Origin of the sequence: Paraburkholderia lebeckiae (assembly GCF_050436325.1) — a bacterium.
Taxonomy (GTDB): Bacteria; Pseudomonadota; Gammaproteobacteria; order Burkholderiales; family Burkholderiaceae; genus Paraburkholderia; species Paraburkholderia tuberum.
This window is the reverse complement of the sequence record NZ_JBNDLZ010000003.1, coordinates 983,529-997,221: the sequence shown is the minus strand read 5'-3', so window position 1 is coordinate 997,221 and position 13,693 is coordinate 983,529. Positions and strand designations below refer to the sequence as shown.

Here is a 13,693-nt window from a genome sequence, read left to right as displayed (position 1 = left end):
GTTCGCATTGGGCTTCGCAAACACGCGTGGGGCGTTGCGGCGGGCCATTGTGGTTGTAGGCACATTATTGTCGGCCGACAGACAGATCGATGATATCGAACAAGGCAAATTTGTGCAATGCAACAATATTCGCATTCAGTGTACGCAAATTGTCACGGCATCATGCTAACGGCGATGCTGCTCCGCCGCTATCAGGGCTTGCCTGAACCTCAAGCTCCGTCGCGCGGATGCCGTTATGCGCCGGATGGCCGGTCGCCTGCGCCATCTCCTGCTCGTGCTTCATCAGGTTCAGTCCGGTGTGCACGAGCGCCACGTGGGAGAACGCCTGCGGAAAATTGCCGACGAGACGTTTATCGACCGGGTCGTACTCCTCGGACAGCAGGCCGACGTCGTTGCACAGCGCGAGCAGCCGCTCGTACATCTCGGTTGCTTCCTGCACGCGCCCCTGCAGCGCAAGGTTATCCACCATCCAGAACGAACAAGCAAGAAAGGTGCCTTCCCCCGGTGGCAAGCCGTCGTCGTATTCCGTGGTGCGGTAGCGCAGCACGAAGCCGCCGTGCATCAGGTCCCGCTCGATCGCCTCGACCGTGCCCTTGATGCGCGGATCCTGCGGCGGCAGGAACGCGACCAGCGGCATCAGCAGCACGCTCGCGTCGAGCTGATCGCTGCCATAGTACTGTGAGAACGCGTTGAGCTCCGGATTCCATGCCTTCTCGCAGACCTCGGCGTGAATCGTGTCGCGCGTCGCGCGCCATTCGTCGAGGGGGCCGTCGAGCTTGAACATTTCGGCCGAGCGGATCGCGCGGTCGAACGCGACCCACGCCATCACCTTCGAGAACGTGAAATGCTCGGGGCCGCCGCGCGTCTCCCAGATGCCTTCGTCGGGTTCGCGCCAGATCTTTGTCAGGTGCTCCAGCATCGCGCGCTGCACGCTCCACGCGGTGACGTCCGCCTGCAGGCCGCCGACGCGCGCGAGATGCAGCGCGTTCATCACCTCGCCGTAGACGTCAAGCTGACGCTGCCCGACCGCGTTGTTGCCGATGCGCACCGGTTTCGCGCCCTCGTAGCCGGGCAGCCAGTCGATTTCGGATTCGGGCAGGCGTCGCTCGCCGCCGATGCCGTACATGATCTGCAACTGGTCCGGCGCGCCCGCCATCACGCGGCCGAGCCAGCTGCGCCAGGCGCGCGCTTCGTCGTAGTAGCCGCCGCGCATCATCGCGAGCAGCGTGATGGTCGCGTCGCGCAGCCAGCAGTAGCGGTAGTCCCAGTTGCGCGTGCCGCCGAGCCGCTCGGGCAGCGACGTGGTGGGCGCCGCGACGATGCCGCCGGTCGGCTCGTAGGCGAGCGCGCGCAGCGTGATCAGCGAGCGGCGGATCGGCCCGGCCCAGCGTCCTTCGACGGTGCCGCGCGCCGCCCATTCGAGCCAGTGGTTCTCGGTGCGCGCGAGCGACGTGTGCGGATCGCGCGCGGGCGGAATGCGCAGATGCGACGCCGCGTACGCGAGCGAGAAAGGCACGCGCTCGCCCTCGGTTACCGTGAATTCCGCGACGGTCTTCATGTCTTCGCCGTGCAGCTCGACCGGCGTGCGCAGCACCGCGTTGTCGGGGCCGACGATCGCCTTGATGCCGCTGTCGTGCTTGAGCTTGTCGACCCACGGAATCGAGAAGCCGTAGTCGAAGCGCAGCACGAGTTCCATCTTCATGCGCACGGTGCCGCGCTTGCCGACGACGATGCGGATCAGCTCAGACCAGCCGTTGCCGGGCGGCATGAAATCGATCAGCGTGACGGCGCCGTCGGGCGTTTCGAAGTCGGTTTCGAGGATCAGCGTTTCGCCTCGATAGCGCCGCGTGATGGTCGGCGCGGCATGCTCGCCCTCGGTGGCGGGGGCGAGCAGCCAACGGCCGTTGTCGGGCGTGCCGAGCAGCGCGGCGAAGCAGGCGCCCGAGTCGAAGCGCGGCCAGCAGAGCCAGTCGACGGAACCCTCGCGGGAGATGAGCGCGGCGGTATGGCCATCGCCGATGAGTGCGTAGTCTTCGATGTATGCAGGCATGGAAAGCGTGTCGGAAAACGAGTCGTTATTACGGACGGCGACAGCAGCCGCGCTTCGAGGGGGTGTTATTACCGGACCATGATCGGCAGTGTTTGGTTCACCGCACAGTACGGCAAAACGCGGGTTGGAAAATTGTCAAATCCATGCATACAATCAAATTTCATGCCGATGTCCGGCGAGCTGCCGGACTGCGAATCGGCCTTGCTCATGGCGCATGCAGACGCCGTTTCCGAGGACGAAAGCCATGCTGAACCCTTCGAAATCCGATTGCATCACGATTCTCTCGGCCGCCAGCCAGCTTGCCGGCGACTCCATGCTGCCGCTCGATCATGGCCGGCTCGGCCTGAGCCGCAACGACTTGCTGGCTGCCGCCTCCTTCCTGGTCGAGCGGGCCTGCTTCCGGCGCTATCAGCAGGATGCCGATCATTATGCGGTCGGCGCGCTGTCGTTGCAGGGGCGCCTGCGGCTCGAACAGCTGGCGAACGGTTGAGCGGTAGGGCCGAGCGTTCGTAGCGCAGGTTCCTGGCGTATCCGCGCCGGCCATTCGCCGCATCCCTTCGCACCGCGCCTTTGCATCTCCTATCCGTCTCTTCACGCTGGATCGCGTCAGGTCGATCCCGTGGCGCGGGCGGTCGCGCGCGTCCATCTTGCGCGCGATGCCCGCTTCCCGCATATGTCACGGCGTGACATTTGCCGCGCTCTCACACGGGCGAGTGGCACTGGCACCCAGCGAACCTTCCCTTCGTGCGAAACCACCTCGATACCGGACGCAAATCTCACGCCCGGCGTCGCGGCGCCTGCCGCTCACAGATGCGACGAGCCCACGCCGAAGATCCCGATGATGCCGATGATGATCAGGTAAAGCGCGACGATGTAGTTCAACAGGCGCGGCATGATCAGGATCAGGATGCCGGCGATCAGCGAAACGAGCGGGCCCAGGCTGAGAGTGACGTTCATGGAGACTCCGTGGTTGAGACGCGTGATGCGCGATTGAGAAAACGATTGAAAAACGTCCCGCCGCGCGGGACCAGAGCCGCCGGCGCAGACCGTGCCGCCGCGGTGGATTCACTGCATGATCCGACCCAACGCTTTTATACTGACTTCGACAACAACAACGTGGAACGACGCTCGATTCGCGGCGCGGCAGACCAGACACCGTTGCAACCGCTCGTACCCCGGCTCATACGCGAGCCCGTACCAGACAATCGATGTCGAGGAGGTCTCATGCTTCACAGTCGCCGTGCCGTCGGGCGTATTGCCGTACGCCCAGTTCCGACTTCCGTTTTTACGTCTGCTCTTGCGAGTGTTGCCTTTCAGGGTTCCCGTCCGCTTGGCGCTGACCGCGCCGCTCCATCTGCCGCGGATTGCACGGCGGAAAGCATCGCCCGGCGCGCAACGCGGCCAACGCGGTTGCGGGCCGCCCGTTCGATAATAAGAGGTTTCGCGCTCATGGTTTCGATTGTTGCTTCGCACGCGGATGCGCAAGATTCTGGCCCGGTCCCCGCGGACGGCGTCTATACGATGCTGGTCGGTACTTACACCAGCGGCAGGAGCGAGGGCATCTACGTCTTTCGCTTCGATACGAAGACCGGCGCGGCGACCCAGGTGTCGGTCGCGCAGACGGTCAATCCGTCGTTTCTGGTCGTGAGCCGCGACCGCCGCTTCGTCTATTCGGTCAACGAACTGCCCGGTGACAACGGCCCGGCCACGCAGCGCGGCGGCATCAGCGCGTTCGGCTTCGATGCCGCGCGCGGGCAGCTGACGTTTCTGAACAAGGTGTCGTCGGACGGCAATGATCCGTGCTATCTGAGCATCTCGGCGGACGGCAGGTATCTGCTGACCGCGAACTATTCGGTCGCGCCCGATCCGGGCGGCAGTTTCGCGGTGTTTCCGCTGCAGGCGAACGGCCAAGTCGGCACCTCGGTGCAGACCGTGCATCACGAGGGCGGCGGTCCGGTGAAAGGGCGGCAGGACAACTCGCACGTGCATTCGACCGTGTTCTCGCCTGACGGCCGCTATCTGTTCGCGCAGGACCTCGGCGCCGACAAGCTGTACTCGTACCGCTACGCGCCGCAGAGCAGCGCCGGCGCGGGCCCATTCGTCGCGACGGACTGGGGCTACACGCAGCAGAAGGCTGGCACGGGTCCGCGCCATCTGATCTTTGGCGCGGACGGCAAGCACGCATATCTGACGAGCGAACTCGCGGCGACCGTCAGCACGTTCGACTACCACGACGGCAGGCTGAAGCTCGTGCAGACGCTGCCATTGAGCGAGCCTGACTTCAAGGGGAAGGTGGGCGCGGCGGCGATCCATATGTCGCCGGACGGACGCTTCGTGTATGCATCCAATCGCGGCGACGCGAACGAGATCGTGATCTTCTCGGTCGATCCCGCCACTGGACACCTGAAGCAGATCGGCCGGCAGTCGAGCCTCGGCAAATCGCCGCGCGAGTTCACCATCGATCCGACCGGCAACTGGCTGATCGTCGGCAATCAGCTGAGCGACACGGTCTATGTGTTCAAGCGCGATCAGCAGACGGGGCTGCTCGATCCGAATCCGAAGCAGCATTTCGACCTCGGCTCGCCAGTCGACTTCAAGCTGGTATCACCGTCGTGATGCGCGGCATGCGCGGGTAAATGAAAAACGGACAGCTCACACCGTGAGGCTGTCCGTTTTTTCTTCCGGATCATCGCCGACCCGGTTAGCGATTCACCGTGCGCTCATTCCGCCGGTCCCGGCGCCAGCACTTCGCGGCTGCCGTTGATGCTCATCGCCGACACGAGGCCGGCCGTCTCCATCTGCTCGACGAGCCGCGCCGCGCGGTTATAGCCGATGCGCAACTGCCGCTGCACCGACGAGATCGACGCGCGCCGCGTGCGTACGACGAATGCGACCGCTTCGTCGTACAGCGGATCGGCTTCCGCATCCGGCGCTTCGCCGAACAGGTCCTGGGCCGCGCCGCCATCGGCGGCCGGGCCGTCGAGAATGCCTTCCTCGTATTGCGGCTCGCCAAACTGCTTCAGATATTCGACGATCGCATGCACTTCCTCGTCGGCGACGAACGCGCCGTGCACGCGCTGCGGGTAGCCGGTGCCCGGCGGCAGGAACAGCATGTCGCCCTGGCCGAGCAGCGACTCGGCGCCCATCTGGTCGAGAATCGTGCGCGAGTCGATCTTCGACGATACCTGGAACGCGACGCGCGTCGGAATGTTCGCCTTGATGAGACCGGTGATGACGTCGACGGACGGCCGCTGCGTCGCGAGGATCAGGTGGATGCCGGCCGCGCGCGCCTTCTGCGCGAGCCGCGCGATCAGCTCCTCGATCTTCTTGCCGGCGACCATCATCAGGTCGGCGAGCTCGTCGATCACGACGACGATCAGCGGCAGCGGCGCGAGCGGCTCGGGCGCATCGGGCGTCAGCGAGAACGGGTTGCCGAGCTTCTTGCCCTTCGCCTCGGTGTCGCGGATCTTCTGGTTGAAGCCGGCGAGATTGCGCACGCCGACGGCCGACATCAGCCGGTAGCGCTTTTCCATTTCGCCGACGCACCAGTTCAGCGCGTTGGCCGCGAGCTTCATGTCGGTGACGACCGGCGCGAGCAGATGCGGAATGCCTTCGTAGACCGAAAGTTCGAGCATCTTCGGGTCGATCATGATCAGGCGCACTTCCTCTGGCGTCGCCTTGAACAGCAGCGAGCAGATCATCGCGTTGATCGCGACCGATTTGCCCGAGCCGGTCGTGCCGGCCACCAGCATGTGCGGCGCCTTCGCGAGATCGGCGATGACTGGATGGCCGGTGATGTCCTTGCCCATCGCAAGCGTGAGTTGCGAGTGCGAGTTCTGGTAGACGCTCGCCTCGAGAATTTCCGAGAGGCGGATCGTTTGGCGCTTCGCGTTCGGCAGTTCGAGGCCCATGCAGGTCTTGCCCGGAATCGTTTCGACCACGCGGATCGACGTGAGACCGAGACCGCGCGACAGGTCCTTCATCAGACCGACGATCTGGCTGCCGCGCACGCCGAGCGCCGGTTCGACTTCGAAGCGTGTGATGACCGGACCCGCCGATGCGCCGACCACCGTCACCGGCACCTTGAATTCCTGCAGGCGCTGCTCGATTAGCTGGCCGGTTTCGCGGAGCTTTTCGTCCGGGATCGGTTCGATGTCTGCATCGGCGGGGGCGAGCAGATCGAGCGTCGGCAGTTCGACCATCGATGCGGCCGGCGCATGGAACTCGAAGCCGTTGACCGGCGCGTGGCCGGGCAGCGGCGGGCGGGCGGCGGGCTCGGCAGTGGGTTGATCGGCGGATTGGACCTGCGGTTGCGGTGTTAGCGCGGGTGAAGACGACGAAGTGGGCGACGGCGTGGGCGACGATTCGACGGCCGGCGCGTTCGCGACAGGCGTCGCGCTTGCACCGACCGAAGGCTCGATGCTGGTCGCCGGCGCGGCGAAGCCCGGGAAACGGACTACGTTCGAGACGACGGCCGGTGCGGTTGCCGGCATAGCGAGGTTCGCCGCACTCGTCGAAGTCGACGACGGCGAGTCGTTTGCGGGCTCGTTCACAGCGAGCAGGGCAGCGGCGTGCGACGTCGCGGGCTCACTTGACTGCGCACTTTCGCTCGCGAGCTCCGAGACCGCCGCGCCGGACCACGGCGGCACGCTTGCGCTCGACGGCGCGGCGGCCTCCGTCTGCGGCGAATCCGCCGATGCGGCCGCGCGTTGAGCCGCGGCGGGGCCGAGCTTGCTCTCCCAAGGCACGAGCGTCTTGTCGATGACGATTTCGGCTGCCGGAGCCAGCGCTTGCAAAGGCGTCGCGGTGTCGGCGGTGGCCGGTTCGACGGTTCGCGCGGATTCCTCCGTCTGCGATGCCGGGACGCTGGTATTTGTTGCTGTCTGCGTCGAATCGTTTTGGACCGCCGGTGCGTCTTCTTGCGAAGCATCGTCCCGGAGGCCGGTTGCGAAGCGCTCGAATGGCGTCGCCGTCGGCGGCTCATGTTGCGGCGCGCTTGCGGCGGGTTCCGTGGCGGCAGGCTCAGCCACAGCGGATGCCGATGGCTCGACAACCGCGGATTCGACAGCCGCAGCAGCCACCTCGGCCACCGACTCGATTGCAGTCGTCGTCTGCGGCGCAGCCGTAAGCGGCGCATGAATGACCGGTGGTTCGGTCGGCCATTGCGCAACCGCTTCGTTGCCGCCCTCGACCGACCTCTCGGACTCGACCACCGCACGCCCAGCCGGCAACTCGACTGGTGCGGCTTCTTGCTGCGACTGCGCCGGCGACACCATCCGCGCCGAACTCTCCACGTTCTGCGCCTGCGGCGCCGCAACCGTCTCGCCGTTTTCGACAGGCAGCACGTCCCGCTGCGGCGGTGCCACATCGAACGTCGTCGACGCACGCTCTGCATCGCCAAGCTTCGCGCCATCGGTGCCACGGCTGCGCGCCAGGCTCACGCCGGCCATGTCGGTCCAGCGCGCGGCGTTTTCCGCGATGGTGCGCAGCGTTTCCTCGACGCTCGCGGGCGGCGCGACCGTCGACGCGTTCGTCGTCGTTCCAGTGAAGTTCGGTGTAGGCCGGCGCACGGTCGACGGCAAGGTCACACCGTTGGCGCGCGAAGCGGCCGGGAACGGTTGACGCGGGGTCGCGCCGCGATTGAGCGGCGCGCTGCCGTCGTCCGGACGTGGCAGCGACGACGGGCGGCTTGCGCGACCCGCGGCATTCATCGGTCCCGCCGCCATGCCGATACCGGCGCCCGACGCGGCGGCGCGGCCCGCCATTGCCTGTGCCGCTCGCGCCGACACGCCGGCCGCGTTGGCGGCCGTCGCCGCCAACGCGGCACTGGAGCCGAACGACGCGGCCGCACGCTGATCTCCGACCGAGCGCCGCCCGGCCTGCGCAGCGCCATCACGAGCCGGCATACCCGATGCGGCCGATGCACCCGCCGCGCCCAGCGATGCCGCCGCCGTCGCCGCGCGCGGCTCCGTCGTGCGCAGCCAGCCGGCCGGCGCGACCGGCTCGGTCGGCACGAATGGTGCGGCGGATCTGTCCGCAGCCTTGCCCGCATGCAGCGCCTGCGTTGCCGTCGACGTTGCCGGGCGCGGCGACGCGCTCGACCCCGTGCGTAGCACCGGCTCGGTCTGCTTGACCGGCCCGCGCGCCGCGTCAGCGGCCGCATCGGCTCGCCTTGCGCCGAGGCCACGTGCGGAAGGGTCCTTGCTACCTGCGATGCCAGCCGCCGCGTTGCCGGCAGCAGCGGCGGAGCCCGCGCCGCGCCCGCTCACGGGCGGACGCCACACCGTGGGCCGCGCGTAGCGACCCTTGCTATTGCGCGGCGCCATCGTGTTGGTAGCGGGCGACACATGCGACGGCGCGCCGTCGTCGACGCTGCGGTGGCGGCGCGCATCCTCGTCGCGCTTCGCGAGTCCCCGCGACAGACCGAGGCCGAACGCGCCGTCGGCCCAAACGGCGACGTCGCTCCAGCGGAAGTCGACGAGCCACGGCAGGCTGATCACGAGCAGCGCGAGCGCCGCGAGCGGAGTGCCGACATGGCCGAGCAGATGTCCAAGCGCCGCGGCGAGCGCATGACCGAAACCATTGATGCCGGCGATGCCGATCAGCGAGCCCTCGAGCGTGCAACTCGCGATCAGCACGCAGACGAAGCCGAGCCACAGCCGGATCGTGCCGGGGCCGCGCAGACCCGCGCCGCCCGGCAGCATCGACTTCACGAGGCGCCACAAAAGAGGAATGAACCAGACGGCCGACCCGCCGAACCAGCCGAAAACTACCGTGTGCATACCAGACATCTACGAATGACGGAGCGCGCGCAAGCGCAATCCGTCGAGTTTAAACGGCGCAGCGCGCGGCTTCGAAGGCCGGCGCGAATCCCGAACGCGGCGCAAACTCGCATCACTTGTCGCTGCGATCGAACATCAGGGTGTCGCCGTTGTCGAGGATCAACTGCATCTGTTGCGGCGCTCGCATCTGCACGCCGGTGCGATCGATGCGCTCGAGCGCGTCGAGGAACGGCTTCTCGATGTCGCCGCCCGGCGAGACGCACGCCATGCGTGTGCCGGCGAGGGAACCGAAGCTCAGCTTGCCGTCCTTCAGCATGTACGAACCCATGAAGCGGTTGCAGCCGGAAAAGCCGCTCGCGTGACGCCGGCCGCCTTCGGTCGACAACGTCAGCGTGAGCGGCTTCTGATCCTCCGACGGCACCGCGCGCGCCGTGCCGTCGGCGTTCTTCCACGAGCTCAGCACCCAGCTGGTGTCGTCGAGCAGTTGCGCGGCGGCGGGATTGAACGGATCGGGCGGCGGCGCCGACGCGTCCGGATGCTTCGGCATCGCGCAGGCACCGAGCAGCGCGGCGACGCTCAACGCGGCGACGGCCGTGCGCAGGCATGGAGTAAAGCGCGCAAGACGTCGCGGGCGGGAGCGGATGAGCATGGCGTCGTTCCTGTTCAAACTGGCGAAGGCGTAAGGGTAACGTACTAAGCTTGTCGTGCGCGAGCGATGCTCGCGGTGACGTGATCGCGGCTGCGAACGTCGACGCGGCGGCACGGTTCCGCTCGACTGCCACGGCCTCGCGAGCGCACCCAAAGCGCACCCTGAGCGCCGCGCGGCAAGGGGCCCGCATGTTAACATCACGGTCTATCCAATCCCACCCTCATCCCGACTTTTATCTGGAGTTCCCATGCAGATCGGCCAACGGATCGGCACCCCCCTTTCTGAATCCGCGACGCGCGTGATGCTGCTCGGCGCCGGCGAGCTCGGCAAGGAAGTGATCATCGCGCTGCAACGGCTGGGCGTCGAAGTGATCGCGGTCGACCGTTACCCGAACGCGCCGGGCCATCAGGTCGCGCATCGCGCGCACGTGATCGACATGACCGACCGCGCCGCGCTGCGCGCGCTGGTCAAGCAGGAGCGCCCGCATCTGATCGTCCCCGAAATCGAGGCAATCGCCACCGACGAGCTCGCCGCGATCGAAGCCGAGGCGCTCGCCGAGGTGATCCCGACCGCGCGTGCCACCCAATTGACGATGAACCGCGAAGGCATCCGCCGCCTCGCTGCGGAAGAGCTTGGTCTCCCGACCTCGCCGTACGCATTCGCCGATTCGCTCGAAGAGCTGCGCGCGGGCATCGCGAAGGTCGGCTATCCGTGCGTCGTGAAGCCGGTGATGTCGTCGTCGGGCAAGGGGCAGTCGGTGCTGCGCGGCGACGCCGACGTCGAACCCGCCTGGCAGTACGCGATGGCGGGCGGCCGCGTGAATTTCGGACGCGTGATCGTCGAGGGTTTCATCGACTTCGAATATGAGATCACGCAGCTCACCGTGCGCGCGATCGACCCGGCGAGCGGCGCGGTCGGCACGTATTTCTGCGATCCGATCGGCCACGTGCAGGTCGCGGGCGACTATGTCGAATCGTGGCAGCCGCAGCCGATGAGCCCGCTCGCGCTCGAGCGTTCGCGCGAGATCGCGCACAAGGTGACGGCGGCGCTCGGCGGCAGAGGCCTCTTTGGCGTGGAACTTTTCGTGCGCGGCGACGACGTATGGTTTTCGGAAGTCAGCCCGCGTCCGCATGACACGGGGCTCGTCACGCTGTGCTCGCAGCGCTTCTCGGAGTTCGAACTGCATGCGCGCGCGATCCTCGGCCTGCCGGTCGATACGTCGCCGCGTGCTCCGGGCGCGTCGGCGGTGATTTACGGTGGTCGCGACGAGGCCGGCATCGCGTTCGAAGGCGTCGCGGCCGCACTTGCGGTGCCCAATGCGGATCTGCGCCTGTTCGGAAAGCCGGAAAGCTTCGTCAAACGTCGCATGGGCGTCGCGCTCGCGACCGGCGAGAACATCGGGGAAGCGCGCTCGCGTGCCAGCCAGGCGGCGGCCGCAGTGCGGCCGGTGTCGGCGAAGTAGCGGGCAGGCGGCGACGCGTGGCGCAAAAGTGTGCGGGACGCACACGAAAGAGCCCGCGGCATTTGTTTCCGGCTTATCGAAGCAAAGAGATCAGAGGATCGTATGGCGCTTGAATCGCGCAGTACTCCATGGCGCGGCGCGCTTCGCCGGGTCGGCGCACTCGCCGTGGCGTTCGCGCTGTGCGCCGGCATCAGCGGCTGCGGGCTCGCGGCCGCGCCGTGCCGGATCGCTTCGGCGGGACTGAAGATCGTGCCGGTGGTCGGCCACGTCGCCGCTGCGCCGACCGATGCGTGTGCCGACGTGATCGATCCTTGAAGCGTCGTTGAGCTGTCCGTGAATCGCCCATGAGCGGCCTGTGACTCGGCCGTGACTCGGCGTCGCGGCCGGTGTTGCCCTCCCTGCCTGACCCCCGCAACAATCGAGGTGTTCGATGAAGACATGGCGTGTTGCAATCCTCACGGCGGCAGCATCGACGGTGGCCTGGCTGGCGGCATCTTCCGGCGGCGCATCGGCCGCGCCGTTGCAGTTCAAGCACTTCGAGGGCAAGAACCACCAGACGCGCAAATACACCTGCGCGACCGGCAAGATCCTGCAAGTCACCTACTGGAACGCGCGGAACGGCCAGAGCTTCGCCGTGCTGCCGGTGAAAGGCACGTCGATGCTGTTCGTCAACACGATCTCGGCGTCCGGTGCGAAGTACCAGGCTGGCAGCTATACGTGGTGGACCAAGGGTCCGCGCGCCAACCTGTACGACCTGACGAGCGGCGAGAACGCGCCGCCGATTCTCTCCGACTGCGTGACCGTGATTCGCTGATTTGCTGATCGGCGGACACATGCGCCTCATGCGGCGGCTTCATCCCCTACCGCCGCCTGCTTCTTCTCGCGCCTGGCTTCCTGTCCCCCCGCGCCGCCTCGTGCGCTCGCGCGCATCGTTTCCGTTCGAGTAGTAAGCTGTCCGGCATGGCGTTCGCCATGCCGTTTGCCATGCCGCGCGCGCGGTGCGGTGTTTCGCGCGCAGCCGTCGTTGTCGTCTTCGATTGTCCGTTTCCCGAGTCATCAAGCGAGACCCTCAATGAAAGCATCGGACCTGTTCGTCAAATCGCTGGAAGCCGAAGGTGTCGAGTATGTGTTTGGCATCCCCGGTGAAGAAAATCTCGATCTGCTCGAGTCGCTGCGCCGCTCGAAAATCCGTCTGATCCTCACGCGCCACGAGCAGGCGGCCGGCTTCATGGCCGCCACCTACGGGCGGCTCACCGGCCGCACGGGAGTATGTCTGGCGACGCTCGGCCCCGGCGCGACCAACTTCGTGACCGCGGCCGCCTACGCGCAGCTAGGCGGGATGCCGATGCTGATGGTCACGGGCCAGAAGCCGATCAAGTCGAGCAAGCAGGGGCACTTCCAGATCGTCGACGTCGTGCGGATGATGGAGCCGCTCACCAAGTACACACGGCAGATCGTGTCGATCGGCAATATTCCGGCGACGGTGCGCGAGGCGGTGCGCTGCGCCGAGGAGGAGCGCCCGGGCGCCACGCACCTCGAATTGCCCGAGGACGTTGCGCACGAGGAGGGCGATGGCAAGCCGATTCCGAAGAGCTACAGCCGCCGCCCGGTCGCCGAGGAGAAGGCAGTCGCGCGCGCGGTCGAGGCGATCACCGCCGCGAAGCATCCGCTGCTGATGATCGGCGCGGGCGGCAACCGCAAGACCACGACGAAGATGCTGCGCGAGTTCGTCGACCAGATCGGCATTCCGTTTTTCACCACGCAGATGGGCAAGGGCGTGATCGACGAATCGCATCCGATGTGGCTCGGCAACGCGACGCTCTCCGACGGCGACTTCGTGCACCGCGCGATCGAGCACGCGGACTGCATCATCAACGTCGGTCACGACGTGATCGAAAAGCCGCCGTTTTTCATGCGCAGCGGCGAGGCGGGCGAGAAGACCGTGATCCACGTGAACTTCCTCGGCGCCGAAGTCGATCCGGTGTATTTCCCGCAGATCGAAGTGGTCGGCGATATCGCCAACGCGGTGTGGCAGCTCAAGGAGAGCCTGAAGACGCGTCAGGAGCATTGGGACTTCACGCGTTTCAAGGAGATCAAGGAGCACTTCGAGGCGCATCTGGTGAAGGGCCAGCACGACGACCGCTTCCCGATGTACCCGGTGCGGATAGTCAACGACGTGTACGAGACCACGCCGGTCGACGGCATCGTGTGTCTGGATAACGGCATGTACAAGATCTGGTTCGCGCGCTACTACCGCGCGCACGAGCCGAATTCGCTGCTGCTCGACAACGCGCTGGCGTCGATGGGCGCGGGGCTGCCGTCGGCGATCGCGAGCAAGATCGTGCATCCGGAGCGCAAGGTGATCGCCGTGTGCGGCGACGGCGGTTTCATGATGAATTCGCAGGAGCTCGAAACGGCGGTGCGGCTGAAGCTCGATCTGGTGATCCTGATTCTGCGCGACGACGCGTTCGGCATGATCCGCTGGAAGCAGGAGAACATGAACTTCCCGGACTACGGCATGACGCTTGCGAACCCGGATTTCGTCGCCTATGCACAAAGTTATGGCGCGCAGGGTCATCGGATCGAGGCGGCCGAGCAGTTCGCGCCGCTGTTGCGCGAGTGCTTCGCGACGCCGGGCGTGCACGTGATCGACCTGCCGATCGACTATTCGGACAACGAGCGCGTGCTCAATCGCGAGATCAAGCGGCTGTCCGCGCGGCTTTGAGCTTGCGTGCATCGAATCAAGGAGA

10 protein-coding genes are annotated in these 13,693 nt (G+C 66.4%); 6 read left to right on the top strand and 4 right to left on the bottom strand.

Features of this window, described 5'->3' with window-relative positions; all coding sequences use genetic code 11:
• Positions 1 to 160: 160 nt before the first annotated feature.
• A complete protein-coding gene (locus OKW44_RS22510) occupies positions 161 to 2,050 on the bottom strand; it encodes a glycoside hydrolase family 15 protein (RefSeq protein ID WP_018419894.1) in 1,890 nt (629 codons plus the stop codon).
• A 244-nt stretch (positions 2,051 to 2,294) separates the two neighbouring features.
• Between OKW44_RS22510 and OKW44_RS22505 the strand changes: the two genes are divergently transcribed.
• The gene (locus OKW44_RS22505) at positions 2,295 to 2,540 is read left to right on the top strand and encodes a hypothetical protein (protein ID WP_026225683.1); all 246 of its coding nucleotides are present in this window, start codon (positions 2,295 to 2,297) and stop codon (positions 2,538 to 2,540) included.
• Positions 2,541 to 2,854: 314 nt separating this feature from the next.
• On the opposite strand, the gene OKW44_RS22500 is transcribed toward OKW44_RS22505, so the two are convergent.
• Positions 2,855 to 3,007 (bottom strand): DUF3096 domain-containing protein, encoded by a 153-nt coding sequence (locus tag OKW44_RS22500; RefSeq protein ID WP_013088853.1) that lies wholly within the window; start codon positions 3,005 to 3,007, stop codon positions 2,855 to 2,857.
• A 267-nt stretch (positions 3,008 to 3,274) separates the two neighbouring features.
• On the opposite strand from OKW44_RS22500, the gene OKW44_RS22495 reads away from it, so the two are divergent.
• Positions 3,275 to 4,666, top strand: coding sequence for a lactonase family protein (locus tag OKW44_RS22495; protein ID WP_239499041.1), 1,392 nt, complete (start codon positions 3,275 to 3,277; stop codon positions 4,664 to 4,666).
• 104 nt (positions 4,667 to 4,770) lie between these two features.
• Here the strand turns inward: OKW44_RS22495 and OKW44_RS22490 are convergent, their stop codons facing one another.
• Together OKW44_RS22490 and OKW44_RS22485 are read right to left on the bottom strand one after the other, a co-directional pair.
• Entirely contained in the window at positions 4,771 to 8,832 is a 4,062-nt protein-coding gene (locus tag OKW44_RS22490) for an FtsK/SpoIIIE family DNA translocase (protein WP_018419898.1), read from the bottom strand.
• Between the two features lie 112 nt (positions 8,833 to 8,944).
• A complete protein-coding gene (locus OKW44_RS22485; protein ID WP_018419899.1) occupies positions 8,945 to 9,481 on the bottom strand; it encodes an META domain-containing protein in 537 nt (178 codons plus the stop codon).
• A 247-nt stretch (positions 9,482 to 9,728) separates the two neighbouring features.
• On the opposite strand from OKW44_RS22485, the gene purT reads away from it, so the two are divergent.
• The 4 genes from purT to OKW44_RS22465 all read left to right on the top strand — a co-directional run bounded on the left by purT (position 9,729) and on the right by OKW44_RS22465 (position 13,668).
• On the top strand, positions 9,729 to 10,943 hold the full coding sequence (gene purT, locus OKW44_RS22480; protein WP_018419900.1) for a formate-dependent phosphoribosylglycinamide formyltransferase: 1,215 nt from the start codon (positions 9,729 to 9,731) through the stop codon (positions 10,941 to 10,943).
• Between the two features lie 102 nt (positions 10,944 to 11,045).
• Complete coding sequence (locus OKW44_RS22475) at positions 11,046 to 11,258, top strand: DUF6726 family protein (protein ID WP_018419901.1); 213 nt, start codon at positions 11,046 to 11,048, stop codon at positions 11,256 to 11,258.
• Positions 11,259 to 11,373: 115 nt separating this feature from the next.
• Positions 11,374 to 11,757 (top strand): MliC family protein, encoded by a 384-nt coding sequence (locus OKW44_RS22470; protein ID WP_018419902.1) that lies wholly within the window; start codon positions 11,374 to 11,376, stop codon positions 11,755 to 11,757.
• A 258-nt stretch (positions 11,758 to 12,015) separates the two neighbouring features.
• Positions 12,016 to 13,668: an acetolactate synthase large subunit gene (locus tag OKW44_RS22465; protein WP_018419903.1), complete on the top strand. Its 1,653-nt coding sequence runs from the start codon at positions 12,016 to 12,018 to the stop codon at positions 13,666 to 13,668.
• Positions 13,669 to 13,693: the final 25 nt, after the last annotated feature.

Coding starts and splice junctions, on each gene's coding strand:
- OKW44_RS22470 (WP_018419902.1), top strand. CDS start 11,374: ATGAAGACATGGCGTGTTGCAATCCTCACGGCGGCAGCATCGACGGTG.
- purT (WP_018419900.1), top strand. CDS start 9,729: ATGCAGATCGGCCAACGGATCGGCACCCCCCTTTCTGAATCCGCGACG.
- OKW44_RS22510 (WP_018419894.1), bottom strand. CDS start 2,050: ATGCCTGCATACATCGAAGACTACGCACTCATCGGCGATGGCCATACC.
- OKW44_RS22495 (WP_239499041.1), top strand. CDS start 3,275: ATGCTTCACAGTCGCCGTGCCGTCGGGCGTATTGCCGTACGCCCAGTT.
- OKW44_RS22505 (WP_026225683.1), top strand. CDS start 2,295: ATGCTGAACCCTTCGAAATCCGATTGCATCACGATTCTCTCGGCCGCC.
- OKW44_RS22500 (WP_013088853.1), bottom strand. CDS start 3,007: ATGAACGTCACTCTCAGCCTGGGCCCGCTCGTTTCGCTGATCGCCGGC.
- OKW44_RS22465 (WP_018419903.1), top strand. CDS start 12,016: ATGAAAGCATCGGACCTGTTCGTCAAATCGCTGGAAGCCGAAGGTGTC.
- OKW44_RS22490 (WP_018419898.1), bottom strand. CDS start 8,832: ATGCACACGGTAGTTTTCGGCTGGTTCGGCGGGTCGGCCGTCTGGTTC.
- OKW44_RS22485 (WP_018419899.1), bottom strand. CDS start 9,481: ATGCTCATCCGCTCCCGCCCGCGACGTCTTGCGCGCTTTACTCCATGC.
- OKW44_RS22475 (WP_018419901.1), top strand. CDS start 11,046: ATGGCGCTTGAATCGCGCAGTACTCCATGGCGCGGCGCGCTTCGCCGG.